Origin of the sequence: Nonomuraea sp. NPDC023979 (genome assembly GCF_040639085.1) — a bacterium.
Taxonomy (GTDB): Bacteria; Actinomycetota; Actinomycetes; order Streptosporangiales; family Streptosporangiaceae; genus Nonomuraea; species Nonomuraea ceibae.
Genome location: NZ_JBEZZG010000021.1, coordinates 16,589 through 40,218, shown reverse-complemented (window position 1 = coordinate 40,218; position 23,630 = coordinate 16,589). Strand labels below are relative to the sequence as shown.

Annotated in this window: 24 protein-coding genes and 1 tRNA gene; 13 read left to right on the top strand and 12 right to left on the bottom strand. The window is 72.5% G+C overall.

Going from position 1 to position 23,630, the window contains the following annotated elements:
- Positions 1-133 precede the first annotated feature (133 nt).
- Both AB0G11_RS30630 and AB0G11_RS30625 read left to right on the top strand, forming a co-directional pair.
- Positions 134-1,084: a hypothetical protein gene (locus tag AB0G11_RS30630; RefSeq protein ID WP_357590093.1), complete on the top strand. Its 951-nt coding sequence runs from the start codon at positions 134-136 to the stop codon at positions 1,082-1,084.
- A 6-nt stretch (positions 1,085-1,090) separates the two neighbouring features.
- Positions 1,091-2,716, top strand: coding sequence for a serine/threonine-protein kinase (locus AB0G11_RS30625; protein WP_308125706.1), 1,626 nt, complete (start codon positions 1,091-1,093; stop codon positions 2,714-2,716).
- Positions 2,717-2,723: 7 nt separating this feature from the next.
- Here the strand turns inward: AB0G11_RS30625 and AB0G11_RS30620 are convergent, their stop codons facing one another.
- A complete protein-coding gene (locus tag AB0G11_RS30620; RefSeq protein WP_219503804.1) occupies positions 2,724-3,272 on the bottom strand; it encodes a TetR/AcrR family transcriptional regulator in 549 nt (182 codons plus the stop codon).
- A gap of 158 nt (positions 3,273-3,430) precedes the next feature.
- Here AB0G11_RS30620 and AB0G11_RS30615 point away from each other — a divergent pair, with 158 nt between their 5' ends.
- Both AB0G11_RS30615 and AB0G11_RS30610 read left to right on the top strand, forming a co-directional pair.
- Entirely contained in the window at positions 3,431-4,951 is a 1,521-nt protein-coding gene (locus AB0G11_RS30615) for an ABC-F family ATP-binding cassette domain-containing protein (RefSeq protein ID WP_357590091.1), read from the top strand.
- Positions 4,942-5,814 carry a virginiamycin B lyase gene (locus tag AB0G11_RS30610; RefSeq protein WP_357590089.1) on the top strand — a complete coding sequence of 291 codons (873 nt, stop codon included), beginning with the start codon at positions 4,942-4,944 and terminating at the stop codon, positions 5,812-5,814. The genes AB0G11_RS30615 and AB0G11_RS30610 overlap by 10 nt, the downstream gene beginning before the upstream one ends.
- A gap of 240 nt (positions 5,815-6,054) precedes the next feature.
- Here AB0G11_RS30610 and AB0G11_RS30605 read toward each other — a convergent pair whose 3' ends face one another.
- Positions 6,055-6,198, bottom strand: a complete 144-nt coding sequence (locus AB0G11_RS30605) for a DUF1330 domain-containing protein (protein ID WP_357590208.1) — start codon at positions 6,196-6,198, stop codon at positions 6,055-6,057.
- A gap of 119 nt (positions 6,199-6,317) precedes the next feature.
- Between AB0G11_RS30605 and AB0G11_RS30600 the strand changes: the two genes are divergently transcribed.
- Complete coding sequence (locus AB0G11_RS30600; protein ID WP_219503795.1) at positions 6,318-7,265, top strand: quinone oxidoreductase; 948 nt, start codon at positions 6,318-6,320, stop codon at positions 7,263-7,265.
- A gap of 69 nt (positions 7,266-7,334) precedes the next feature.
- A complete protein-coding gene (locus AB0G11_RS30595; RefSeq protein ID WP_357590088.1) occupies positions 7,335-7,940 on the top strand; it encodes a LysE family translocator in 606 nt (201 codons plus the stop codon).
- Positions 7,941-8,254: 314 nt separating this feature from the next.
- Here the strand turns inward: AB0G11_RS30595 and AB0G11_RS30590 are convergent, their stop codons facing one another.
- Genes AB0G11_RS30590 through AB0G11_RS30580 form a run of 3 tightly spaced genes read right to left on the bottom strand, consistent with a single transcriptional unit; the run spans position 8,255 to position 10,957 of the window.
- On the bottom strand, positions 8,255-9,274 hold the full coding sequence (locus AB0G11_RS30590; RefSeq protein WP_357590086.1) for a helix-turn-helix domain-containing protein: 1,020 nt from the start codon (positions 9,272-9,274) through the stop codon (positions 8,255-8,257).
- A 2-nt stretch (positions 9,275-9,276) separates the two neighbouring features.
- Positions 9,277-10,068 carry an ABC transporter permease subunit gene (locus AB0G11_RS30585; RefSeq protein ID WP_219503787.1) on the bottom strand — a complete coding sequence of 264 codons (792 nt, stop codon included), beginning with the start codon at positions 10,066-10,068 and terminating at the stop codon, positions 9,277-9,279.
- On the bottom strand, positions 10,046-10,957 hold the full coding sequence (locus AB0G11_RS30580) for an ABC transporter ATP-binding protein (protein WP_219503784.1): 912 nt from the start codon (positions 10,955-10,957) through the stop codon (positions 10,046-10,048). Before AB0G11_RS30580 ends, AB0G11_RS30585 begins: the two co-directional genes overlap by 23 nt.
- Positions 10,958-11,078: 121 nt before the next feature.
- Here AB0G11_RS30580 and AB0G11_RS30575 point away from each other — a divergent pair, with 121 nt between their 5' ends.
- On the top strand, positions 11,079-11,537 hold the full coding sequence (locus AB0G11_RS30575; protein WP_357590084.1) for a winged helix-turn-helix domain-containing protein: 459 nt from the start codon (positions 11,079-11,081) through the stop codon (positions 11,535-11,537).
- 25 nt (positions 11,538-11,562) lie between these two features.
- On the opposite strand, the gene AB0G11_RS30570 is transcribed toward AB0G11_RS30575, so the two are convergent.
- The gene (locus AB0G11_RS30570; protein WP_357590082.1) at positions 11,563-13,056 is read right to left on the bottom strand and encodes a cobyric acid synthase; all 1,494 of its coding nucleotides are present in this window, start codon (positions 13,054-13,056) and stop codon (positions 11,563-11,565) included.
- Positions 13,057-13,178: 122 nt separating this feature from the next.
- Between AB0G11_RS30570 and AB0G11_RS30565 the strand changes: the two genes are divergently transcribed.
- From AB0G11_RS30565 to AB0G11_RS30550, 4 genes are all read left to right on the top strand, one after another.
- On the top strand, positions 13,179-14,555 hold the full coding sequence (locus AB0G11_RS30565) for an MFS transporter (protein ID WP_357590080.1): 1,377 nt from the start codon (positions 13,179-13,181) through the stop codon (positions 14,553-14,555).
- Positions 14,556-14,654: 99 nt separating this feature from the next.
- On the top strand, positions 14,655-15,239 hold the full coding sequence (locus AB0G11_RS30560) for a helix-turn-helix domain-containing protein (RefSeq protein WP_357590078.1): 585 nt from the start codon (positions 14,655-14,657) through the stop codon (positions 15,237-15,239).
- 22 nt (positions 15,240-15,261) lie between these two features.
- A complete protein-coding gene (locus AB0G11_RS30555; protein WP_357590076.1) occupies positions 15,262-15,477 on the top strand; it encodes a hypothetical protein in 216 nt (71 codons plus the stop codon).
- Between the two features lie 59 nt (positions 15,478-15,536).
- The gene (locus tag AB0G11_RS30550) at positions 15,537-15,770 is read left to right on the top strand and encodes a hypothetical protein (RefSeq protein ID WP_219503765.1); all 234 of its coding nucleotides are present in this window, start codon (positions 15,537-15,539) and stop codon (positions 15,768-15,770) included.
- Between the two features lie 19 nt (positions 15,771-15,789).
- Here AB0G11_RS30550 and AB0G11_RS30545 read toward each other — a convergent pair whose 3' ends face one another.
- Together AB0G11_RS30545 and AB0G11_RS30540 are read right to left on the bottom strand one after the other, a co-directional pair.
- The gene (locus tag AB0G11_RS30545) at positions 15,790-16,725 is read right to left on the bottom strand and encodes a cobalamin biosynthesis protein (RefSeq protein ID WP_357590074.1); all 936 of its coding nucleotides are present in this window, start codon (positions 16,723-16,725) and stop codon (positions 15,790-15,792) included.
- Positions 16,726-16,733: 8 nt separating this feature from the next.
- On the bottom strand, positions 16,734-17,516 hold the full coding sequence (locus AB0G11_RS30540; RefSeq protein WP_219503760.1) for an aminoglycoside phosphotransferase family protein: 783 nt from the start codon (positions 17,514-17,516) through the stop codon (positions 16,734-16,736).
- Between the two features lie 45 nt (positions 17,517-17,561).
- Here AB0G11_RS30540 and AB0G11_RS30535 point away from each other — a divergent pair, with 45 nt between their 5' ends.
- Positions 17,562-18,632 carry an NADPH:quinone reductase gene (locus AB0G11_RS30535; protein WP_357590072.1) on the top strand — a complete coding sequence of 357 codons (1,071 nt, stop codon included), beginning with the start codon at positions 17,562-17,564 and terminating at the stop codon, positions 18,630-18,632.
- Between the two features lie 54 nt (positions 18,633-18,686).
- A tRNA-Arg gene (locus AB0G11_RS30530) sits at positions 18,687-18,760 on the top strand.
- Between the two features lie 222 nt (positions 18,761-18,982).
- Here the strand turns inward: AB0G11_RS30530 and AB0G11_RS30525 are convergent.
- Genes AB0G11_RS30525 through AB0G11_RS30510 form a run of 4 tightly spaced genes read right to left on the bottom strand, consistent with a single transcriptional unit; the run spans position 18,983 to position 23,584 of the window.
- On the bottom strand, positions 18,983-20,365 hold the full coding sequence (locus AB0G11_RS30525) for a tyrosine-type recombinase/integrase (protein WP_357590070.1): 1,383 nt from the start codon (positions 20,363-20,365) through the stop codon (positions 18,983-18,985).
- Positions 20,362-20,553 carry a helix-turn-helix domain-containing protein gene (locus tag AB0G11_RS30520; RefSeq protein WP_357590068.1) on the bottom strand — a complete coding sequence of 64 codons (192 nt, stop codon included), beginning with the start codon at positions 20,551-20,553 and terminating at the stop codon, positions 20,362-20,364. Before AB0G11_RS30520 ends, AB0G11_RS30525 begins: the two co-directional genes overlap by 4 nt.
- Entirely contained in the window at positions 20,550-22,163 is a 1,614-nt protein-coding gene (locus AB0G11_RS30515; RefSeq protein WP_357590066.1) for a replication initiator, read from the bottom strand. The genes AB0G11_RS30520 and AB0G11_RS30515 overlap by 4 nt, the downstream gene beginning before the upstream one ends.
- Positions 22,160-23,584, bottom strand: coding sequence for an FtsK/SpoIIIE domain-containing protein (locus tag AB0G11_RS30510; protein WP_357590064.1), 1,425 nt, complete (start codon positions 23,582-23,584; stop codon positions 22,160-22,162). The genes AB0G11_RS30515 and AB0G11_RS30510 overlap by 4 nt, the downstream gene beginning before the upstream one ends.
- Positions 23,585-23,630: the final 46 nt, after the last annotated feature.

Sequence of the window (23,630 nt, the reverse complement as noted above, 5' to 3'; positions counted from 1 at the left end):
GGCGCTTACGAATCGAACATAAGTTCTCACGCCCCCTCAACGCAAGTCGCGGCGGCGTTCTCCCCCGCGCGGGGGACTCGCCTGGCCCCGGGCGGGGATCCGCGGGCCGCGCCGCCGCAGCAGGATCGGCGTCATGGACAGCACACGACCCGACCGGCTCACCGCGTTCGCGCTGGCTCTGGCGCTCCTGTACGGGGCGCTGCGCACGTACTGGCAGCTGGGGCACATGCCGGAGCGGCTCTCGCCGGTCGGACCCGACCTGGTGGTGTTCACCGGGTGGTGGGCCGTCGCGCTGTGCGCGGCGGCGGCGCTGCTCCTGGCCGCCATGCTCGCGGCCGACCCGCCGAGGCCGGTGCGGGCGGCGCTGCCGGTGGCGTCGTGGGCCGTGGGGGCCGCGCTGATCGTGGCGGGGGCGCTGCTGCTGCTCGACGTCGTCGGCGGCGTCCTGCCCGGCCTCGGGATCTCCTTCCACCCGCTGGGCGCGCTGAGCAAGGCCGCCTGCGTGACCACGGGGGCGCTGCTGCTGCGGGCCGCGTTCCGCTACCGGCGGCGGACCGGCCGGCACGCCCTGCCCTCGCTGGCCTCGACGCCCCGGTGGGCCTACGCGGCCGCCTACACCGCCGTGGCCGGCTGCGCGATCAGGGTCGCGGCGCAGGCCGTCGTGGGGTTCGGGGAGACGCCTCTTGAGGACGGCTGGATGATGCCGGTGTTCGAGGCCGGCTTCCTGCTGGGCGGAACGCTGCTGCCGCTGGCGCTGGTGCACCGGTGGGGGCGGATCTGGCCGCGCTGGGTCCCCGGGCTGGCCGGGCGGCGGGTGCCCAGGCCGCTGGTGCTGTGGCCGGGCGCGGGCGTGTCGGCCGGGCTGGTGGCCTACTTCGGCGCGGGGCTCGGGCAGATGGTGTCCGAGCGGCTGAACGGGCGCAACCCCTTCCCGCCTCAGGACGGGCTCGCGCTGCCCGAGGCGTTCTTCTGGGTGTCGGTCCCCGCGTACCTGGTGTGGGGCGCCGGGATGGCGGTGGCGGCGATCTCGTACGCGCTCCGTACCCGCGACACTGCGCGTGAGGGGCACCTGTCGGTAAGCTGACCCGCCGTGAGCGGTGATTCCTCCCACATCGGGCGCTACAGACTGCTGAACGTGCTGGGCAGGGGTGGGATGGGCACGGTCCATCTCGCCGAGGACCCCTCCGGGCAACAGGTCGCCATCAAGGTGATCAACCCGGAATTCAGCCAGCACGAGCAGTTCCGCATGCGCTTCCGCAGGGAGGCGGACGCGGCGCAGCGGGTGCGCCGCTTCTGCACCGCGGCGGTGCTGGAGGCGGCGCTCGACGGCGGCCAGCTCTACGTCGTCACCGAGTACGTGCCCGGCCCCAACCTGGAGCAGGCCGTCCAGCAGTCCGGCCCGCTGCGCGGCTCCAGCCTCGACGCGCTGGCCGTCAGCGTCGCCACCGCGCTCACCGCCATCCACGCGGCCGGGGTGGTGCACCGCGACCTCAAGCCGTCCAACGTGCTGCTCTCCCCCGTCGGCCCGCGCGTGATCGACTTCGGCATCGCGCGGGCGCTCGACACCCTCGGCGGCGTCACCGGCACCGGCGAGCTGATCGGCACCCCCCGCTACATGGCGCCCGAGGTCCTGCGCGGCGACCCCGTCTCGCCGGCGTGCGACGTGTTCTCCTGGGGCTGCCTGATCGCGTACGCGGCGAGCGGCCGCTCACCGTTCGGCGGCGAGACGCTGCCGGCCATCGTCTACCAGGTGCTCAACACCGAGCCGAACCTCGACGACGTCGAGCCCGGCCTGCGCGAGCTCGTGCGGGCCGCCCTGCACAAGGACCCCGCCCAGCGGCCTACCGCCCAGCAGCTCCTCGACCACCTCGTCGGCCGGGCCGCCGGGCCCGAGCAGGTGGCCCAGACCGTCCAGGTCGCCTGGCAGCGCGCCACCACGCCGCTGACCGCCGCCGGCGGCCCCCCGCCGGGCCCGCCGCGGCGGGGCCGCCTCTACGCCGGGATCGCGGCGGCCGTGGCCGTCGCCGCCGGGCTCGGGATCGCCGGCTGGGTCGCCCTCTCCTCCGGCGGGCCGCCCGAGCTGGGCGTCCTGCACCGCGAGGACTTCACGCAGACCTCCGGCGGCTGGTCCGGCACCTACGACGCCGAGGACGAGGCCAGCTTCGGCTACCGCACCGACGGCACTTATGGGCTCGACGTCGAGCAGGGCGACGAGGAGAACTGGGCCGAGGCCGCCGTCCCCTTCCTGACCGAGACGCCCACCGCCGCCCCCGAGCCGTCCGCCACGCCCACCCCGATGCTGCCCGAGACCGTCCTCGTGGCCGTCAGCGCCGAGGTCGAGCACATCACCGGGAGCGGCGTCTACGGCGTCTACTGCCACGCGGCCGAGGACGGCACCTACTACGAGTTCGGCCTCGACACCGCCGGCACCGCCCGGATCCGGCGCATCTGGGACGGCTCCGGCGGCACCCTCGCCCAGGGCGAGGCCGGCAAGCCGGAGGGCAAGGTCCGCATCGAGGCCGCCTGCGAGCAGACGGGCAAGACGGTGCGGCTGTCCATGTGGGTGAACGGCGACCGCGTCGTGCAGGCCGACGACCCCAACGGCATCGCCAACGGCCCGGTCGGGCTGTTCGCCCGCGTCCCCAAGGACGGCGAGTCCCTGCTGAAGACCACCTGGGACGACTTCGAGCTGCGGGGCGCCCGGCAGCAGCCGTGACCCGCGCTCAGAGCACCCCCGCGCGGGCCGCCGCCAGGGCGGCGTCGGCGGCGCGGTCGGCGTCGTCCCGCGTCACCGGCTCGTGGGCGACGAACAGCCGGTAGTAGATCGGCGCGACCGCCACTCTGATCACCTCGCGCACGTCCACCGTGTCCGGCAGCTCGCCGCGCTCGACCGCCCGCCGCACCACCTGGGACGACTGCTCGTGGCGCGACTCGAAGAAGTCGTGCAGGGCGCGGGCCGCCTCGGGACTCTGCATGGCCGCCGCCACGAACGCCGACGACACCGGCCCCAGCTCCGGGTCGTCGAACCCGCTCTGCACCAGCCTGGCGACGCCGCGCAGGTCGCCCTCGACGCTGCCGGTGTCGGGGATGGGCCACGGCTCGGTGCGGGCCAGCTCCAGCGCGTCGGAGACCAGCCCTTCGACGCTGCCCCAGCGCCGGTAGACGGTCGTCTTGTGCACGCCGGAGCGCTCGGCGACGTTCTCCACGGTGAGGCCGCGGAAGCCGTGCTCGGCGAGCTCGGCGAGGGTGGCCTGGCGCACGGCGTCGCGCACCCTGGCGCTCCGCCCTCCCGGACGTTTGCTCGTCTCCAAAGACTACTCCAGTTGCGTTTGTCGGGCAGGCTGTGGCAAGCTAAAGCTACCTCAGTTGCGATTGGAGCTCCATCCTGACCATCCTCCGAGACGTTTCCAAGACGTACGGCCTGCACCGGGTGCTGGCCGGCGTGTCGATGGCCGTGCGGCCGGGCGAGCGCCTGGGCATCGTCGGCGAGAACGGATCCGGCAAGTCCACGCTGCTCCGCCTCCTGGCGGGGGTCGAGCGGCCCGACGAGGGCGAGGCCGTCCCGCCCGCCGACGCGGGCTATCTCGGCCAGACGCTCGACCTGCCGCCCGGCCACACGGTGCGGCAGGCGATCGACGCCGCCCTGGCCGGCCTGCGGGCCATCGAGCGCCGGATGCGCGAGCTGGAGTCCGACCTCACCCCCGACCGGATGGAGGAGTACGGGGAGCTCGCGACCGCGTTCGAGACCCGGGGCGGCTACGAGGCCGACGCCCGGGTGGACAAGTCGCTGCACGGGCTCGGCCTGACCCATGTCGGGCGCGACCGGGTGCTGTCCAGCCTGTCGGGCGGGGAGCAGGCCCGGCTCGGCCTGGCCTGCCTGCTGGCCGCCTCCCCCGAGACGCTGCTGCTCGACGAGCCGACCAACCACCTCGACGAGTCGGCGCTGACCTGGCTCGAAGAGCGGCTGCGCGACCACCGCGGCACCGTCGTCGCCGTCTCGCACGACCGGGCCTTCCTCGACCGGGTGGCGACCTCGGTGCTGGAGGTCGAGTCGGGCGGCGTGACGCGCTTCGGCGGCGGCTACTCGGGCTTCCTGGAGGCCAAGGCCGCCGCCCGCGCCCGGCAGGAGCAGGCCCACGCGGCCTGGCGTGACGAGGTCCGCCAGGTGCGCGAGCACGCCGCCACCACCGCCCACCGCGTCGCCGCCGGGCGGGCGATGCGCGACAACAACAAGATGGCCTACGACCGCAACGCCGGCCGCGTGCAGAGCTCGATCGCCAGCCGCGTCCGCAACGCGCAGGAGCGCCTGCGCAGGCTGGAGGCCGACCCGGTGCCGCCGCCGCCCCGGCCGCTCCGCTTCCGCGGCTCCTTCGCCCAGTCCCCCCGCTCCGGCCAGGCGCCGGAGGAGGTCGGGCGCGTGCTCGCCGAGGTGCGCGACGTACGGGTGGGCGACCGGCTGGTCGTCGAGCGGTTCAGCGTCGCGGCCGGTGACCGGGTGCTGATCCGCGGGGCCAACGGCGCGGGCAAGTCCACGCTGCTCCACACCGTCGCCGAGCAGGCGCGCGGGTCCGTCGGCCTGCTCCCGCAGGAGGTCGCCTACGATCCGGCGCTGCCAGTGCTGGACGCCTACGGGCACGGCCCCCGCCACGAGCGCCGGGCGGCGCTGCTGGCCACCGGGCTGTTCCGGCCCGAGACGCTCGACCTGCGGGTGGGGGCGCTGTCCGTCGGGCAGCGGCGCCGGCTCGCGCTGGCCACGCTGCTGGCCGGCGAGCACGACCTGCTGCTGCTCGACGAGCCCACCAACCACCTGTCGCTGACGCTGGTGGAAGAGCTGGAGCAGGCACTCGACCACTACCGGGGCGCGCTCGTCGTCGTGTCCCACGACCGCACGCTGTGCCGCCGCTGGCGGGGCGCCACGCTGGAGATATCGGGGGAACTCGCATGCACGTAACCAAGATCACCGCAGGTGCCCCCTACGGCATCGCGACCGGGGCCGACGGCGCGCTGTGGTTCACGCTCGTCCACGAGGGCCGCATCGGCAGGCTGCTCCCCGGCGGTGAGCCGGTGATCCACCAGCTCACCCCGGCCGACGGCGGGCCCACCGTCATCACGCCCGGGCCGGGCGGGGAGGCGATGTGGTTCACCGAATTCCAGGGCGGCCGCGTCGGGCGGATCTCCGCGACCGGCGAGGTCACCTCGTACGAGGCCGACTCGCCCTACGGCATCGTGGCCGGGCCCGACGGGGCCATGTGGTTCACCTCGATGCGCTCCGACACGATCGGCCGGATCGCGCCCACCGGCGAGATCACCGAGTTCCCGGTCCCGGTGCCGGGAGGCATGCCCTCGGGCATCGCCGCCGGTGCCGACGGCGCGCTCTGGTTCACCCTCAACCAGGGCAACGCCGTCGGCCGGATCACCACCGGGGGCGAGGTGACCGTCCACCCCCTGCCCACGGAGGGCGCCGCCCCGGTCCACATCACCCCCGGCCCCGACGGGGCGCTCTGGTTCGCCGAGATCGGCGCCGGCCAGATCGGGCGCATCGACGTCACAGGCAAGATCGACGAGTTCCCGCTCCCCGACCGCGCCTCCCGCCCGCACGCCATCGTCACCGGTCCCGACGGGGCGCTCTGGTTCACCCTCTGGGCGACCGGCCGCCTGGGCCGCATCACCACCACCGGGGCGGTGGACGAGCACCCCCTCCCCGCCACCCCCGACACCCCCGCCGAGCCGCACGGCCTCACCCTGGGGCCCGACGGCGCCATCTGGACGGCCCTCGAATCCGGCGCCCTCGCCCGCATGGAACCTCCTGCCTGACGACCCCCGGGGCACCGGTGCGCCGGGGGCACCGGGTGTGCGGGTACGGCGTGTGCGCAACCGGCACCCGCCGTACCGGCCGTCCCATGACCGGCGCACGCGAGGTCCCGTCCTCCGCGACCGAGCTCCCACTCTCCGATCCGGCCGCTCCGAGCTTGCGGGAGGCGTACTGCATCACGCTGGCCGCACCAGCGAAAGCCGAGATGGTGGATCTTCAGTGATGAGCCGGCCGGACCTCGGTCAGTCGAGGCCTTCGATGATGCGGAAGTCGCGCTCGAAGCCGTCGGGGAGTTCGGCCAGCGCCTTCTGGTAGACCGCGCTCGCGCGTGCGGCGACCGCCTGTTCGAAGCTGTCGAACTCGATCAGGACGACGCGCTCGGCGATTCCAGCTCCGTATGCGTCGACTGGGCGCAGGGGTTGGGGTTGGGCAGGTTCTGGGGGCGGATTCGCTGGAGGGGTGGGGCGGTGCGGGGGGAAGGGCGTGGGCGGGGTTGACTAGGGGCATGCGTGCCATCGTGATCGCCGCCCAGGGCGGCCCAGAGGTTCTCGAGTACGTCGAGCGTCCGGATCCGGAGCCCGGTGCCGGGGAGGTGGTGGTGGATGTCGCTGCGAGCGGCGTGAACTTCATCGACATCTACCACCGCTCCGGCCTGTACCCGCTTCAGCTGCCCAGCGGGATCGGGTCGGAGGGCGCGGGGGTGGTGTCGGCCGTCGGGTCCGGGGTGGACGGGGTGGCCGTGGGCGACACCGTGGCGTGGGCCGGGGTGATGGGGTCCTACGCGGAGAAGGCCGTGGTCGCGGCGGACCGGGTGGTGCCGGTGCCGGACGGGGTGCCGGCCGAGCTGGCGGCGGCCGTGATGCTCCAGGGCATGACGGCCCACTACCTGACGCACTCGACGCACGAGGTGAAGCCGGGCGACACGGTGCTGGTGCACGCGGCGGCCGGCGGGGTGGGGCTGCTGCTGACGCAGCTGGCGAAGCTGCGGGGGGCGCGGGTGCTGGCGACGGCGTCGACGGAGGCGAAGGCGAAGCTGGCCCGCGAGGCGGGGGCGGACGAGGTCCGGCAGTACGACGACTTCGCGCAGGCGTGGCGCGGCGAGGTCGACGTGGTCTACGACGGGGTGGGCGCCGCGACGTTCGACGCGGGGCTGGAGGTGCTGCGGAGGCGCGGGCTGATGGTGCTGTACGGGGCGGCGAGCGGGCCGGTGCCGCCGGTGGATCCGCAGCGGCTCAACCGGGCGGGTTCGGTGTTCCTGACGCGGCCGACGATGGTGGATTACGTGGCGGAGCGGGAGGAACTGCTGTGGCGGGCGCGTGACCTGTTCGGCTGGATCGCCTCGGGCGAGCTGAAGGTGACGGTGTCGGGGCGTTATCCGCTGGCGGAGGCGGGGCGGGCGCAGGAGGATCTGGCGGCCCGCCGGACCACGGGGAAGCTGCTCCTGATCCCCTGACGCGACCGGCCCTCGCCTCCATCTCTTCAGGGGAAATCTCCCCGCACGAAATCCCTTACTGTGACCCGCATGGACATAGCGGGATTCGCCTTAGTTGTCGCGCTGTTGACCGTCACGCCGGGGCTGGACACGGCGCTCATCCTGCGGACGTCGCTGCTGGCCGGGCGGCGTCCGGCGTGGGGGGTGGCGCTGGGAGTCCAGCTCGGGGTGCTGGTGTGGGGGCTGGTGTCGGTCGCCGGGCTGTCCACGCTGCTGGCGGCCTCGCAGTTCGCCTACGACGTGCTGCGCTGGGCGGGGGCGGCGTACCTGGTGTGGATGGGGCTGCGCCTGCTGTTCGTCAGGAAGGACGCGCACGTGGAGGCGCCGGCCGAGCGGGAGGTGAGGTTCCGCACCGGGTTCCGGCGCGGGCTGGTCACGAACCTGCTCAATCCCAAGGTGGGCGCCTTCTACGTGGCGATGCTGCCGCAGTTCCTGCCGTCGGACCAGACGGACGCGGCGTCGGGCCTGCTGCTGGCGGGGGTGCACGTGGCGGAGGGGCTGGTGTGGAGCGGGGTGCTGATCGCGTTCGCGGCCGTGATGGGCGGGCTGCTGCGCGCCCCGGCCGTGCGCCGGCTGCTGGACCGCGTCACGGGGGTGGTCATCGTGGGGTTCGGCGTACGGCTCGCGGTGGAGTGATCACATCTGGTACGCGGTGGTCCAGAAGTCGCGGTGCAACCGGGGCGTCGTGGCGGAGTCCATCGCGGCCTGGGTGAGCAGCCTCCCTCGAACACGGGCGGCCTGCTGTACTTGCCGCCTTCGGCCTCGTCCCAGACGACGAGCTCGCCGGTGACGGGGTCGTGCGCGTAGCTGGCCGGCAGCCGGTGCAGGTCTCCGGCGGGCACGTGGAAGCCGGTGTCGGTCATCCCCTGGGCCTGATCGAGCTGGGGCCGAACCTGCTGCGACAGCCGGAGCGGCTGCTCGCTTCCTCGACGGCCTGCAGACCAGGCTCGTCACTCCCACGGCCAGTCCAGCAGGCGGGCGCCGAGAACGGCGGTCTCCAGCGTGAAGCGCTGGGTGGGGTCGTCGGGCGAGAAGCCGGTCAGGCGGCGGATGCGCTGCAGCCGGTAGGTGACGGCGCGGGCGCTGAGCCCGAGCCTGCGGGCGGCGGCCGTCTGGTTGCCCTGGGCGGCGAAGACGGCCTCCAGGGTCTCCAGGAGCGGCGCGTGACCGCCGCGCGCCTCCAGCAGCGGGCTCAGCACGCTGGTCACCAGGTCCTCCATGGCGCTCCTGTCGCGCAGCAGCACGGGGAAGACGAGCAGGTCGGCGGCCCTGACGACGTCGTGCTTGAGCCCGAGCCTGTCGGCCAGGTCCAGGGCTCCGGCGGCCTCGCGGTAGGAGGCGACGATGCCGCCGGGGCCGCGCTGCGGACGTCCTACGCCGACGCGCCAGCCTGCCGGGAAGCGGGCGCGTACGTGATGGGTGAACTCGCCGACGGCGGCGGGCAGCGTGGCGGGGGCGACGCACACGAGCAGGCCGTCGCGGACGGCGAGCAGGATGTTGTGGGAGCCGAAGCGGGCGATGAGGTCGCGTTCGATGCGTTCGGGCTGGGCGGCGTCCGCCGGGTCGGCGAGGCCGCGGGCGGCGGCCACGACGTACGACTCGGCCAGGCGCAGGCCGAAGTGCTCGGCGCGTTCGGCGAGGCGTTCGGCGCGGCCCAGCAGCAGGTCGTCGACGAACTGCCGGCGCTCGGCCGAGGCGCCGCGCAGGGCGTCGAGCTGGGCCTGCTCGTACCCGGCGAGGAGCGCGGCGATGGCCCTGCGCAGGGCGGGCAGCACGCCGGGGAGCCCGTCGGCGGCGGCGAGCGCGGCGTCGACCAGCGCCGGGAGCGGGACGCCCAGCTCGGCGGCGCGGGCTCCGGCGGCGCGGTTGGCGTCGAGCGCGGCCCGGTCGGGCAGCCGGCCGCTGCGGGCGGCCAGCCGGAGCGCGTGAAGGTGCCCGCCGAGCAGCTCAGCGGGCACCTCGGGGGTCACGGTCAGACTCCTACGTCGCGTCTGTCGAAGGCGAGCACGGCGGTGAGCACGAGCACGGCGCTCGCGCCCGCCAGCACAAGGTAGTCCCCCACGGGAAGCCCCTGGTAGAGGGGGCGTCCGGCGGCGTAGTAGTGGAACGGCGAGATCCACTTGAGCCAGGCGACCGCCTCGACGTTCTGGCCGACGGTGACGACCACGTAGCCGAGCACGGCCCACACGCCGGCCAGGGCCAGCGAGGGGGCCCGGCGGCCGGAGGCGGCGCCGGCGGCGAGCGTGAGGCTGCCGAAGAAGAGCCCGACCAGGTAGACGCCGATGTGGGCGGCGATCAGCCGGTCGGCGCCGACGCCGAGCGCGACGCCCTCGGCCAGCGCCCAGGTGACCAGCAGCGTGACGACGGCCACGGCCAGCAGGCCGAGCGCGAAGGCGGCGAAGCGCTCCAGGAGCAGCCGCCGCCGGGCCACCGGCAGCGTGACGACGAGCTCCAGCGTGCCGGCCTCCTCGGGCTGGGCCAGGGCGCGGTTGGCGACGAGCATCGCGCACACCGCGAACAGCATGGGCACGAACAGCTGGTAGACGACCGACTGCAGGTAGCCGGCGCCGCTGGTCATGTCCTGCAGCCCGCCCATGAGGTCACGCAGCGCGCCGGGGAACTTGGCCAACGCCTGCGCCCCATAAAGATCGGGATTCTCCCGAATACTGGGATAAATCCCTAAATACATGGTCATGAAGGCGCTGATCCCGATCGCCCACCAGATCAGCGACCGCCTGAAGTCACGCAGGCTCTTGGCGATCATCGTCTCGCCCCTCCTCGCTGTAGTAGGTGAGGAAGATCTCCTCCAGATCCGGCTCCTCGCTGACCAGGTGCACCACGGTGAACCGGGCCGCCGCCTTGACCAGCGCGTCCGGCCGCCCGTCGATCGTGCAGCTCAGCGCCGCCCCCTCCACGCGCAGCTCCCGCACCCCGGGCAGCCCGGCGAACGCCTCGGCCGGGACCGGCGCGTCGAAGTGCAGCTCCACCCGGCGCACCGCCTTCTCCCGCAGCGCCGCCACGTTCTCGACCGCGACCAGCCGCCCGGCCCGTACGATGCCGACCCGGTCGGAGACGTGCTCCACCTCGGCCAGCACGTGCGAGGACATGAGCACGGTCCGGCCGGAGGCGCGCACCTCGCGCACCATGGCCAGGAACTCCTGCTGCACCAGCGGGTCGAGCCCGCCGGTCGGCTCGTCGAGGACGAGCAGCTCCGGCTCGTGCATGAACGCCTGGATGAGCCCGACCTTCTGCTTGTTGCCCTTGGAGAGCTTGCGCATCGGCACGGACAGGTCGGCGTCCAGCCGTTCGGCCAGCGCCCGGATCCGGGCGGGCGGCACGCCGCCGCGCACCCGGGCGAGGAAGGCGAGGTAGTCCCGGGCCCGTTCCCTGCCCTCCAGCGCCAGCTCGCCCGGCAGGTAGCCGATCCTGGCGCGCACGGCGGCCTCCCGCGAGCCGGCGCCGAGGACGGTGACGTGGCCGCGGGTGGGCCTGATCACGTCGAGGAGCAGCCGGATCGTGGTGGTCTTGCCCGCGCCGTTCGGTCCCAGGTAGCCGAAGACCTCTCCCGGCCGGATCTCCAGCGTGAGATCCTCCAGGCCCCGGCGCCTGCCGTAGTACTTCGTCAGCCCTTCGGCCCGCACCACCGCTGTCATGCCGGAATGATCCCGCCCGATGCCCGTCCGCGTCACCGGCCGGATCCGGCAGCGAGGGAGGCGGTTCGCTTCCGGCACCCGGCAACACCGTTTATCCGGATTTCCTGAGTACAGTGCTGGCGTGGACATCGAGGAACGGATGCGCGCCCTGGAGGCCCGCGTCGCCGCCCTGGAAGGCGGGCAGGCCGTCGCGGCCCCCGCCGACGACGACACCGGCCGCGTCGTCTACGGCGGCGAGGCCAGGCTGGGCGGCTACCGGTGGCGGTGGGAGTCGGCCCGCTCCCCCGGCTGGCTCGTCGAGCGCCCGGCCGCGCCGATGGCCGCCGTGCTCGCCGCCGCCGGCCACCCCGCCAGGCTGCGCATCCTGCAACTGCTGCTCAGCGGTCCGCGCCCGATCGCCGACCTCCAGAGCGAGCTGGCGCTGGCCTCGCAGGGGCAGCTCTACCACCATCTCAAGACGCTCGCCTCGGCCGGCCTGGTCGAGCAGCCCGAACGCGGCGTCTACCGGGTGCCGCCGCAGGCCGTGTTCCCGGTGCTGGCCCTGGCGGCCGCGGCCACGGACGTCGCCGGCCGGGAGTGAGCCGGGGCGGAGACCGCGCTGGAGGTCATCGGCGCCTGGGTCGCGGAGCGCCGGGCGGCAGCGTCGGCGCCCCGGGCGGGCCGTCCGTGATGAGGTCGAGCAGCGCGCCGGTGTCGAGGTGCTGCTCGACGAGGTCGCCGAGCGCGTCCAGGCGCTCCTCGCGCAGCCGGGCGAAGTCGGTGGCGGGGTCGGGGACGAAGTCACGCCCGGCGCGGGCCGCCACGTCGGCCAGGAAGGCGCGCCTGAACCCGTCGTTCTCCAGCGCGCCGTGCCAGGTGGTGCCCTGAACGGCGCCCACCCGGCAGCCGTCCAGGAACGGCTCGCCGCCCTCGACCGTGGCCCGGCCGTGGTGGATCTCGTAGCCGCGCACCGGCTGCCCGTACGCCTCGCCGTACGGCCTGCCCAGGATCTTGCCGGCGGCGAACTCGACGCGCACGGGCAGCAGCCCGAGGCCGTCGACGCGGCCCGCGCCCGACTCCACCTCGTCGACGATCTCGCGCCCGAGCATCTGGAAGCCGCCGCAGATGCCGAGGATCGGCCCGGTACGTGACACGAGCGCGTCGGCCAGGCCGGTGCGGCGCAGCCAGGCCAGGTCGGACACGGTGGCGCGGCTGCCGGGCAGCACCACGAGGTCGGCGTCCTCCAGCCCGGCGGGGTCGGTGACGAAGCGCACCACCACGCCCGGCTCGGCGGCCAGGGCGTCCACGTCGGTGAAGTTGGAGATGCGGGGCAGCCGCACGACCGCCACGCGCAGCGTCCGCCTGCCGTACGGGGGGCGCGCCGCGACCGTGCGGCCGTCCAGGGCCAGCGAGTCCTCCACGTCCATCCACAGCCCGTCGAGCCAGGGCAGCACCCCGTACACGCGCCGCCCGGTCAGCTCCCTGAGCTGGTCGAGGCCCGGTTCGAGCAGCTCACGCGCGCCGCGGAACTTGTTGACCACGAACCCGGCGACGAGCGCCTGGTCGGCGGCCTCCAGCAGGCCGACGGTGCCGTAGAAGGCGGCGAACACCCCACCCCTGTCGATGTCGCCGACCACGATCACCGGCAGGTTCGCGGCCCTGGCCAGGCCCATGTTGGCGATGTCGCCGGGGCGCAGGTTGATCTCGGCGGGGCTGCCCGCGCCCTCGCAGACGACCACGTCGTAGCTGTCGCGCAGCCGCGCCAGCGACTCCAGCGCGGTGGCGCGCAGCAGGTCGCGCAGCTCGCCGTACTCCATCGCGTCGACGTCGGCGACGGGGCGGCCCATGAGCACGACCTGGCTGCGCCGGTCGCTACCGGGCTTGAGCAGGATCGGGTTCATGTCGGCGACCGGCTCCAGGCCCGCGGCCTGCGCCTGCATCGCCTGCGCCCGGCCGATCTCCGCGCCGTCGGCGGTGACGTACGAGTTGAGCGACATGTTCTGCGCCTTGTACGGCGCGACGCGCACGCCCTGGCGGGCCAGCCAGCGGCAGATGCCCGCGGTGACCACGCTCTTGCCGGCGTCGGAGGTGGTGCCCGCGACCAGGAGTGCGCCCTTCACCTGGAGCAGGTTAGTGGGAAATCGTGAGGAACCACCCATTTACGAATCCTGTGACTTCTGCCACTCTAACTAGAACGTTCGCCTAGAACAGAATTCTAGATTTTCCTCCTGGAAGGTGAGGCATGGTCGGAACGCTGGGTTCGCCCCGGACCGGCAGGATCGACGCGGCCGCCCGGGCGCCGTTCGGCTGGGCGCCGCTGGTGGTGCTCTTCATCGTCGGACTCGTCGACCGCATGGAAGCCAACCTGCTGTCGGGCGTGCTCCCCCTGGTGCAGCGGGAATGGGGCTTCAGCGACACCGCGGCCGGCTCCATCCCCACGGCGGCGGCGCTGGCGGGGGCGATCGTGGCCATCCCGGCCGGCTACTTCGCCGACCGGTACAACCGCACGCGGATCATCGCCGTCGTGGTCTTCATCTGGGCCGTCGCCACGCTCGGCACCGGCCTGGCGACCGGATTCGTCATGTTCTACCTGATGCGGGTGCTGCTCGCCGCCGCCGAGAACATCGACAACCCCGCCTCCGGCAGCCTGCTCGCCGACTACTACCCGCCTGTCACCCGGGCCAAGGCGTACGGCCTGACCCGCGTGACGACCTACCTGGGCGGCGTCGGCACCCTGCTCGGCGGGGTGCTCGGTGAGGCGTACGGGTGGCGGAACGCGTTCATGATCATGGTGATCCCGGGCCTGCTCACCGCCGTTCTCGTCTGGATGCTCAAGGAGCCCCGCCGGGGCGAGCTGGACCGGATCGTCGCCCGCTCGGCCGCCGCCACCGGCACCACCGGCACCACCGGCACCGTCGGCGCCGAGCCGGTGCCCGCCCCGACGCCCGACACCGTCCCGACCACGGAGAAGGTGCCGTTCGGCAGGCAGATGCGGCAGGTGCTCACCATCCCGTCGCTGGTGTTCGTCTGCGTGGGGCTCGGGCTGCTCACGCTGGGCCTGGCCGGGGTGTTCTTCTGGCTGCCGACGCTCATGGTCCGCACCTTCGGCGTCGCGGCCGGCACCGCGGGCTCGGTGTCCGGCCTGATCACCATCGCGGGCACGCTGACCGGCACGCTGATCGGCTCCTGGCTGGGCCGCACCTGGCACGGCACCCGCAAGGGCGGACGTCTGCTGGCCGGAGGCGGCGGCATCACGATCGGCGCGCTCGTCCTGGCCGTCGCGCTGTCGATGGACTCGCTGTGGCCGATGGCGATCCTCACCCTCATCGCCTGCACGTCCATGTCGGTCGCCATCCCCAACATGACCGCCTGCCTGGCGGACGTGGTGCCGGCCAGCGCCCGGGGGCTCGGCTTCGCCGCGCTCCAGCTCCTCATCACCGGCTGCGGAGCGTTCGGCTCGCTCATCGTCGGCATCGCCTCGGACCAGCTCGGCTCGCTGGTCGGCGGCATGTACATCCTGATCGTCCCGATGGTGATCGGCGGCCTGCTCACGCTCGGCGCCCGCGCCTCCTTCGAGCGCGACGCCGCGAAGGTCCTCGACGCCGCCCGCCACTCCTGACCCGCCCCCGGCCCCCGCACACCCCGGGGGCCGGGCCTCAGGGTGCTGAGATACGAAAGAAAAGTTGCGCAATTTTTGCTTCGCATCTACGCTCGGGGCATGGCACGGGATGAGAACCGCCGCATCACCGATCTCGGCACGCTCAAGGCACTGGCCCACCCGCTGCGCCTGAAGCTCTACCGGGCGCTGTCCCACGCGGGCACGGCCACCGCCTCCCACCTGGCCGACCAGGTCGACGAGGCGGTCTCCCTCGTGAGCTACCACCTGCGCAAGCTCGCCGCCCACGGCCTCATCCTGGAGGCCGAGCCGCAGAGCGCCGACGGCCGCGAGCGCTGGTGGCAGATCGACCGCGGCCTGCAGATCCAGGACCGCGACTTCCGCGACGCCCCCGAACGGGCAGCCGCCTACGCGTCCTTCACCCGGCTGGCCTTCCGCGAGCACAACGAGCTCTACGAGCGCTACCTCGACGAGCAGTCCGCCTGGGACCCGGAGTGGCGCGCCGCCGCCTTCAGCTCCCAGTATCTGCCCCGGCTCACCGCCGACGAGCTGACCCGGCTCAACGACGAGCTCGCCGAGGTGCTGCGGCGCTGGGAGGCGCACGCCACGTCAGCCGCCGAGGCGGGCGACGTCGAAGGCCGCGAGAACGTCGTCCTGCACCTCTACGGATTCCCCACGCGCCCCTGACCGGCGCAAGGAGGCCACCCCCATGCATCCCGACATCCACTTGCGCCTCGACCGCATCCGCGCCGCCGAGCTGCGCGCGGACGCCCGGCGGTGGCGGCGGGCCCGCCATCACCGGCCCGCCCGCACCGCCTGGGCGGGCGCGCTCGGCTGGGCCATGATCGAGGCGGGTCTGAGGCTGGTGCAACACAGCGCGACCAGGCGGGCAGCAGTGACTGAAATTTCAGGAGATTTGATCTGAACTTATGGTGTATCAAGGTGCACGGCCCGTACTCCTTCTGGGTGTCAGAGGAGGCTTTCGTGAATTCTTCAGATGGCCGCGTCATCCTGTTCCTGATCATCGCCGTCACCGTGTTCGTCGCCGGGCGCCGCTACCAGTCGCTGATCTCGTCACGTCAGGTGTGGCGCGACACCATGAAGGCGGCCTCGGCGCGCAAGCTCGTCGCGTCCAACGCCGCCAGGTCCATGCTGTGGGTGGGCGTCGTGACCCTGTTCGTCTTCTGGCTGGTCGCCAACCTCAATCGCATCATGTGAGCCTCGCCGCCGGGCGCGCTCAGGCCCGCCGCCGGGCCACGCGCCCGGCGGCGGCCAGCACGGCGGCGCCGGCGGCAGCCCAGCACACGGCCCGCGTCAGCCGCACGGCCCGCCGGATGTCGGCCACCTCCGGCTTGCGCCCGTCGCCCATCGTGGGCCGGTGCTCCGTACGCCCCCCGTACACGTTGGCCCCGCCCAGCGTCACGTCCAGCGCCCCCGCGAACGCCGCCTCGCACCGCCCGGAGTTGGGGCTGGGGTGCCGCCCGCCGTCGCGCAGCAGCACGGCGAGCGTCCGCGCCGGCGCGGGCCCGGCCAGTACGGTGATCAGCCCGGTCAGCCGGGCCGGCGCGTAGTTGGCCACGTCGTCCAGCCGCGCCGCCGCCCATCCGAAGCGCCGGTAGCGCGGCGAACGGTGCCCGACCATCGCGTCCAGCGTGTTGATCGCCCGGTAGGCCAGCAGCCCCGGAATCCCCGCCACCGCCCCCCAGAACAGCGGCGCCACCGCCGCGTCCGAGGCGTTCTCGGCCAGCGACTCCACCGTGGCCCTGGCCAGCTCGGGCGCCTCCAGCCCGGACGGGTCGCGCCCGCACAGGTGCGGCAGCCGGGCCCGGGCCGCCGCCAGGTCGCCGGCCTCCAGCGCCGCCGCCATGTGGGCGCCCTCGCGGGCCAGCGTGGTGCCGCCGAGCACGGCCCACGTCGCCGCCGCGGTCAGCGCGACGCGGGCCGGACGGTTCGGCACCCGCTCGGCCAGCACGCCGAGCGCCGCCGCGCTCCCCACGCAGATGCCCACGTGGAGCACGCCGTTGGCCTTCGCGTCCGCGTACAGCCTGGACTCCAGCTTGGCGGCGGCGCTGCCGAACAGCGCGACGGGATGCCCCCGGCGCGGGTCGCCGACGACCGCGTCGAGCACCACTCCCAGCGCGAGCCCGGCGGCACGATCACCCTGAATACGCATGAAGCACATCAGATCAGATGCGCGTACAGCTCATCCTCGTGGGAGTCCAGCCAGGCCGACGCCCGGCGGATCCGCTCCCCCGCGCCGTCCGCCCACATCCGCGCCCAGTTCCCGCCGCCGTCCGCGCGGGTGCGCATGACCTCGTACGACCGGTGGAAACGCAGTCTGGCCAGCTCCAGCAGCCGGCGCCGATCCCGGGGCGGAACCCCGTACACGTCGCAGAACACCCGCAACCGCTCCCCCACCTCGACGCCGCGCAGCAGCGGATGCCGGTCGACGGGGTCGGCGATGGGCGCCCAGTGCCGCAGCGTGGTCACGACGTCGAACAGCCGCGTGGTCGGCCGGGCCAGGTCGAAGTCGATCATCCCCACCGGCACCTGATCACGAAAAATCACGTTGTCCGGTCGTAAGTCACAATGCCCGATGATCTGCGGTGGCGCGTCGTCGTTCGACCCGCCCTCCCACCGGTGCCCGCTCAACGGGAACCCGGCCGTCGCGTCATGGAACTCGCGCAGCAGCCCCGCCACCCCCGCGAGCGCCTCCTCACCGGCGCTCGCCGCGCTCAGCCCGCTCGCGCCCGGCAGAAAACTGAGCACCTCACGCCCGAGCCCGTCGACCCCCAGCACCCTCGGCGCCCCCTCGAACCCGGCCGCCTCCAGGTGCCTGAGCAGGGCGTGCACAGCGGGCGTGGCCGGACTGACGGGCCTGCGCACGGTGTCACCGACGCGCACCACCCCGTCGGTCACATCCCCGCCCTGCAGGGGTATTTCATGCAGGAGCGTCGCGAACATGCCAAGAGATCCTAGACCGAAACCGCCGTTCCGATGGAGAAAATCATGCACGCCGCCTACATCACCGCCCCCGGCCCGCCGGAGGCCATCACCTGGGGCGAACTCCCCGTCCCCGGCCGCGGCCCCACGGACGTGCTGGTACGGGTGCGCGCCGTGGCGGCCGACCCGGTGGACACGTTCGTACGCTCCGGCGCCTACCCCGTCCCCATGCCCCTCCCCTTCGTCATCGGCCGCGACCTCGTCGGCCACGTCGAAGCGTCCGAAACCACCGCCTTCCCGCCCGGCCTGCCCGTCTGGTGCAACAGCCTCGGCCACGGCGGCAGGCAGGGCTCCTTCGCCGAGTACGTCACGGTCCCCGCCGACCGCCTCTACCCCGCCCCCGACGACCTCGACCCGCTCGACCTGGTCGCCGCCGCGCACCCCGCCGCCACCGCCTGGCTCGCCCTCGTCCGCCACGGCCACCTGCGCCCCGGCCACCGCGTCTTCATCGGCGGCGCGGCCGGGAACGTCGGCTCCGCCGCCGTCGCCCTCGCCGCCTCCTCAGGCGCCACCGTCATCGCCACGGCCCACCCGCGCGACCACGCCCACGTCCGCGCCCTCGGCGCCGCCGACGTCCGCGACTACCGCACCGACCCCCCAGCCGCCCACCCAGCCGCCCACCTGGTCCGCGACCCCGATGACTCCGGCGACCCCGGTGACTCCGGCGGCCCCGGCGACTCCGGCGACCAGACACCCGACCACCCGGACATCCGCGACTCCATCGACCTGTACGTGGACACCTCCGGCCAGGGCGACCCCGCCACGGCCATCGACCGCCTCGCCCACCGCGGCCGCCTCGTCATCATGTCCGGCCTCCGCCAGGCCCCCGCCCTCCCCCTCGGCCGCCTCTACACCAAGTACGCCACCGTCACCGGCTTCGCCATCAGCAACGCCACCGTCCCCGAACTCGCCGACGCGGCCGCCGGCGTCATCCACCTCCTCCGCACCACCGCCTGGCGCCCCCGCATCACCGCCCGTCTGCCCTTGTCACAGGCGGCCGAGGCCCACCGCATGCTGGAGGACGGCCGAGCCCGCGGCAGGGTGATCCTGGAGGCGCCCGGGGGCGGCGGGAGCTGACACGGAGAAAACGTGTGCATGACAAGTCGCCGGATCATGCACAATAAGGCAGGAGCGCCCTTAGCTCAGCTGGATAGAGCACCGGACTTCTAATCCGACGGTCGCAGGTTCGAATCCTGCAGGGCGCGCTTCCGAGACCAGCTCAAACACCGTCTGAGCTGGTCTTTTGCATGATCGACCCAGTTGCGCCGTACGCAGCGGGAGGCCGCCGAAAGCAGCCCTGTGCCACTGCTCGCGGAACATACGCGGAATGCTCGCCGCCACGTTTCCCCAGGTCGGAGCGGCTGTTTGGGTGCCCGGAACGGCGAAAGGACCCCGAGGTGTCCCGGGGTCCTGCCGTAGCTCCTGCGTCACGCCGCGAGTGCTTCCAAGATGCGCCGGTTGGCGATCTCCTGTTGGCCGTCGATGCACTTGGCGTAGACGCGGAGCATCACGTCCACGCCGTGTCCCGCTCTCTCAGCCGCTTCCGGGGCGTGCACGCCCGCGTTGAGCCAGAGTGACACGGCCGCGTGCCGGAGATCGTACGGTCGGCCCGCCAGAGGAGAGGCAACGTGGTCGGGGGTGAAGGCGTACGTCCGAGCCTCCTGCCATACCTTCGCGTAAGCCGAACCGGAGATCACACCACCCGTGCGAGTACGGAAGAGCCGGCCGTCCTCGCCGACTCCGAACGCCGCGATGTGAGCCCGCAGGATGGCCACCAGTTCGGGCGGGATGGGCACGGTGCGCGTGTCCTTCGCGTCCCGGTGCTTCAGTCCGCGCTCCTCGTAAGCCTGTCCAGAGTCGGTGTACCGGCTGTTGCTCTGTGGCCTGGTCTTCTCCAGGGTCAGCAGCCCCCAGCCCCTCTCTGGGAGTCGGCAGTCCTTCTGCCTCAGTCCCGCCGCCTCCGCCGGACGAAGACCGCCGAAGTACATGCAGGCGAACATGGCGGCCAGCATCGGCCCGCGCGACCTCCCCACGTAGGTCACTGCGGTGAGCAGTTCACGCGCCTGGCTGGGGCTGACCACCGAGCGCCGATCGACCTCGCCGCTCACCTTGGCCTTGCGGAACTTGACCTTGTGCAGCGGATTTGCCGAAAGCTCTTCCAGCTCCACGGCGTATTCGAGCGCGTGATGGAAGACGGCCCGCTTGCGGCGGTAGGTCGAGGTCGCCGCAGGCTTGCCGTCCAGGCACAGCGCCAGGGCTTCCAACGCCGCACGGGCGTGCTTGGTCTCTTCCAGAGCGCTCAGCGGAAGCGAAGCACCTTCCAGCCAGCGGACAGCGCGAACGATCTCCGGTGTCGGCTCTTGCCTGCGCTCGTCGGGCAGGAAGGAGTACTCGCGCAGTGCCCGCCGGATGATCTCGTCGGATGGACGGCCGGGCGCGTCGCCGGCCAAGACGCGGGTAACGGTGGCCAGCGTGTCGGTCATGCCCTCTCGGGACTTCGCCGCCGCATGAGGCCACCACGCACGGACGTACGCGACGGCGAAGGCGTACCAGGTCCGCGCATTCTTGGCCTTCGCCATCGAAGCGGGAAGACCGCTATCCAGATCGAAGGCTTCGCCCTTCTTGGCCGCCTGCCGCAGATCGGACAGAAAGCTCTCGGCCAGGCCCTTGGTCTTGAAGGTCTGCGACTTCTCGCGGCTGCCGACCGTCCACCGCACGGTGTGGGAGACGATCCGGGGCTTCTTGCCGGGCTTGTCTGCTCTGGTGTTGGTACGGATGTCCCAGAATTTGACCTTGTAGGAGGTGGTCATGCGGCGCTCCTGAGGGATTCGAGCCAGGCTTCGAGGTCGCTGCGGTAGATGCGGAGTTCGCCGTTGGGCAGGCGGATGCCGTTCGGTGCCTTGCCGATCTCGCGCCAGCGGTAGAAGGTGCGGCGGGAGACGCCGCCGAGTTCGTCGAGGACCTGGGCGACGGTCAGCAGCTCATCTCGTCTGCTCACGCGGCCCTCCCCATGTCCTCGGTTGCCGAAGGATCTTGTCCGGCTGCTCTCGCTTCCAGCTCCCTGAGGTGGGCTCGCCAGCGTTGGCGTTCGGCCACGGTGCGCAAGAGGCGCACGGCGAGGGGAGGCACGTTGGCGTCTCCGGCTGGGAGGGGACGCCAGATGTAGCGGTGCGGGTCGGTCGGTTCGTTGGCCTGGCCGAGGGCTTCCAGGACCCAGGTGCGGCGGTCCTGCCGGTGTTCGGCGAGGGTCTTGTTGGACCACTTGCGGGAGACCAGGACGCGGCGCCCGCCGTAGCCGAGGTGTTCGGGCTTGTGCGCCTTGGACCGGCACCGGCCGGGCTGCATGCCGGGCTTGGCGTTCTTGGGCTGGACGCCGTAGCGGAGCCAGTTCGGGCAGGTGGGCGAGCAAGGTTCGTAGCGGAGGGCGTCGACCATGCGGGCGGCGTGCTCGCGTTGGGCCTGGCCGTCGTCGAGGGCGTCGCCGATGGACTTGGTCAGGTACTTGGACAGATACCGGATGCACTGGTCAGCGTCCGGCGTACCGGCAAGAACACCTTGTACGTCCACCTGATCGCCGAAGCGGATCACGTGGAGCGGCTCGGCGTCCTCGTCGAGGGAGTCGAGTGCCTCGTCCCAGGTGGCCAGGACCTCACCGGTGATCGGGTCGAGATAGCCGGCCTCCTCGTCCCACACCGGTAGTTGATCACCGTCGAAACGCGCTTCGTCGGCTTGAGGCCACCACACCTGGTGATAGGTGGCCGCCACGATCTGCTTGATCTCCGTGCGCGGCAGGGTGCCCCGGATGGCCATGTGCAGGTGCGGAGCGAGTCGCTTCTGAGGCTCGACAGCCGCGAAGTACTGCACGTCATAGCCCGCGACCCGGCGAAGGTTCTGCACGAAGCGGTCTACGAGCTTGGAGAAGTGCAGCGCGTCCCGCGCGGCGCGCCGGTAGTCGTAGGTGTCGGGATCGGTTGGGACGCCGTCGCGGATCTTGCCGTAGCTGGGCAGGGTGAGCGTGACGAACAGCGACGGCCGGTAGGTCTTGCCGTCCGTGCTGGTGAAGGTGCGCCCAAGAGTGGTGTTGGTCATCTTCCGCTTGGGCAGATCCGGAGCATCCTGCCGACGCCGGGTCGAGCGGGAGCGCTTGGGCACCGCGGATCCGGTGACGCTGCCCCGCACGCCAGCGGCGTTGATCTCGACATCGAGGCCGGACAGGACGGCGTCCAGGTCGGTCGTGTCGTCGCCGGCCTGCTCAGCGGTATCACGCTTGGCCTGCATGTCAGCGCGGAACTCGACCAACCAGCGCTGTTCCTCGTTCGGCTCATCCGGCGTGATGGCCGGTTCGGTGCCGAGGTGCCAACCCTCGCGGCATTGCGCCATGCGGAGCTGCCGGTTGCGCTTGGCGCACGGCGGGCACTTGCTGTCGAGGACGGCCCCACACGGAACGTCAATGATCTCGGACTTGCCGGTGACCATGTCGAGTCGCCGCAGCGGGACGGGCCTGATGCAGACCCCGTGAAGCTTGGCGACCTCTTCGAGTACGTCACGGGCCATCGGCATGGCCTGGCGGACGGCCCGAGGTAGAGCGCGGTCGTGCACATGGGTCATGCGGCCCTCCCTTCGTCGGCGGCGGCGACCATGGAGCAGATGTCGTGATCGGAGACGTAGGTGGCGCGGACCCGGACGGGTTCGGGGCTGGCTTCCAAGCGGACGTAGCCGACGCCCGCGCCCAGCTCCGGAACGGGTGAGATGTGGTCAGCGAGGGCGCCCTGGTCGCGTGCGCCGTCGCCGAGGACCATGTCCACCTGTTCCGACTCGTCCAGCCGCAGGGCGATCTTGTCGGGGAACAGGTTGCGGATGTTCATGACCTCTTTGCGTGGGTCCTGGAGCGCGGCCAGGACGCCGACGCCGACCGCGCGACCTTGAGTGGTGAGCGTGGCCAGCGCGGCGGAGATGCGTTGCCGCAGTTGCCGGTCGGACTGGTAGGCGGTCAGGAACGCCACCTCGTCGACCACGACCAGAACGAACGGGTCATCGACGGTGGGGGTGTGAGAGCGCTGGAGACCGGCGAACCGGGTGGCCCGCTTCTGCATGACGCTCACGGCCTCGTCCAGCAGGTCGGCGCACTCTTCCGGACTGGCCGCGTACCTGGAGCCGAAGAGAGCGCGTCCGTAGGAGAGCTCCATCAGCTTGGGGTCCAGAGCCCACAACTCGACCAGGCCCGCTCTGGCGGCGGGGAGCAGGGCGCGGATGACAGACCAGATGATCGACCCCTTGCCGGCCCCGGTCGCGCCAGCGACGAGGACATGGGTGCCATGCACCTTCAACCGCCACGGTCGCCCGTCTTCCCGTCTGCCGATCTCGACCGGTCCCACGGTCGGTTCTTCTCGCAGGGGAAGGGCTGGTAGAGGCGAGGCGAGTGGGTCCTTACGTGGGAAGGTCAGTGTCAGCCGACCGGCCTGAGACAGAGCGACTCGGCACGACTTCGCGCCGAACCCCTGGGCCAGGTGATCGCTACGGTCGGTCCAGTCCTTGACCGCCTGGCCCTTGAGCATGCGCACGGTGACCAGGTCGGCCCACGATGAACACGTGACCTTGCACAGCCGAGGCAGGTAGTCACGGCCCCGAAGGTGACGGCCGAGACCTGAGACGACCATGACGGGCTGCCAGTGCCGCCGGTAGATCCAGACGAGGCGCCACCAGGCCAGTAGCCGGTAGCCGACCAGGAGGGCGAAGGACGGCCGGTCGATGTACCCCCATGAGGCCAGGGCCAGGGCGACTGTGCCGAGCAGGGACGCCGCCATGGGCCAGCCGTAGACGTACCAGGTAGCGCCGAGGACAGCCGGGACGGCGGTGGCGATGGGGTGGCGGCAGATCGTACGGACGAGCCCGGCGAGCAGACGCCAGGCGAGGATGATGATGGTGAGGATGGCGGGAGTGGTGACGACGGCCGGGCGGAAGACAACGGCCGTGTCGGGCGTGGTGGAGACGAGGTTGCGCGCCTCGTCGCCAGGCAGCCGCTTGAACATAAGCTGGGAACCTCTCGTGATGTGGAGTCAGGGGAGAACCGAGGGG

What these genes read in the sequence shown, in the direction of transcription:
- AB0G11_RS30535 (WP_357590072.1), top strand. Translation starts at nt 17,562, where the DNA reads ATGCACGCCGCCTACATCACCGCCCCCGGCCCGCCGGAGGCCATCACC.
- AB0G11_RS30560 (WP_357590078.1), top strand. Translation starts at nt 14,655, where the DNA reads ATGGCACGGGATGAGAACCGCCGCATCACCGATCTCGGCACGCTCAAG.
- AB0G11_RS30630 (WP_357590093.1), top strand. Translation starts at nt 134, where the DNA reads ATGGACAGCACACGACCCGACCGGCTCACCGCGTTCGCGCTGGCTCTG.
- AB0G11_RS30510 (WP_357590064.1), bottom strand. Translation starts at nt 23,584, where the DNA reads ATGTTCAAGCGGCTGCCTGGCGACGAGGCGCGCAACCTCGTCTCCACC.
- AB0G11_RS30555 (WP_357590076.1), top strand. Translation starts at nt 15,262, where the DNA reads ATGCATCCCGACATCCACTTGCGCCTCGACCGCATCCGCGCCGCCGAG.
- AB0G11_RS30525 (WP_357590070.1), bottom strand. Translation starts at nt 20,365, where the DNA reads ATGACCACCTCCTACAAGGTCAAATTCTGGGACATCCGTACCAACACC.
- AB0G11_RS30600 (WP_219503795.1), top strand. Translation starts at nt 6,318, where the DNA reads ATGCGTGCCATCGTGATCGCCGCCCAGGGCGGCCCAGAGGTTCTCGAG.
- AB0G11_RS30585 (WP_219503787.1), bottom strand. Translation starts at nt 10,068, where the DNA reads ATGATCGCCAAGAGCCTGCGTGACTTCAGGCGGTCGCTGATCTGGTGG.
- AB0G11_RS30595 (WP_357590088.1), top strand. Translation starts at nt 7,335, where the DNA reads ATGGACATAGCGGGATTCGCCTTAGTTGTCGCGCTGTTGACCGTCACG.
- AB0G11_RS30545 (WP_357590074.1), bottom strand. Translation starts at nt 16,725, where the DNA reads ATGCGTATTCAGGGTGATCGTGCCGCCGGGCTCGCGCTGGGAGTGGTG.
- AB0G11_RS30580 (WP_219503784.1), bottom strand. Translation starts at nt 10,957, where the DNA reads ATGACAGCGGTGGTGCGGGCCGAAGGGCTGACGAAGTACTACGGCAGG.
- AB0G11_RS30540 (WP_219503760.1), bottom strand. Translation starts at nt 17,516, where the DNA reads ATGTTCGCGACGCTCCTGCATGAAATACCCCTGCAGGGCGGGGATGTG.
- AB0G11_RS30610 (WP_357590089.1), top strand. Translation starts at nt 4,942, where the DNA reads ATGCACGTAACCAAGATCACCGCAGGTGCCCCCTACGGCATCGCGACC.
- AB0G11_RS30565 (WP_357590080.1), top strand. Translation starts at nt 13,179, where the DNA reads ATGGTCGGAACGCTGGGTTCGCCCCGGACCGGCAGGATCGACGCGGCC.
- AB0G11_RS30515 (WP_357590066.1), bottom strand. Translation starts at nt 22,163, where the DNA reads ATGACCCATGTGCACGACCGCGCTCTACCTCGGGCCGTCCGCCAGGCC.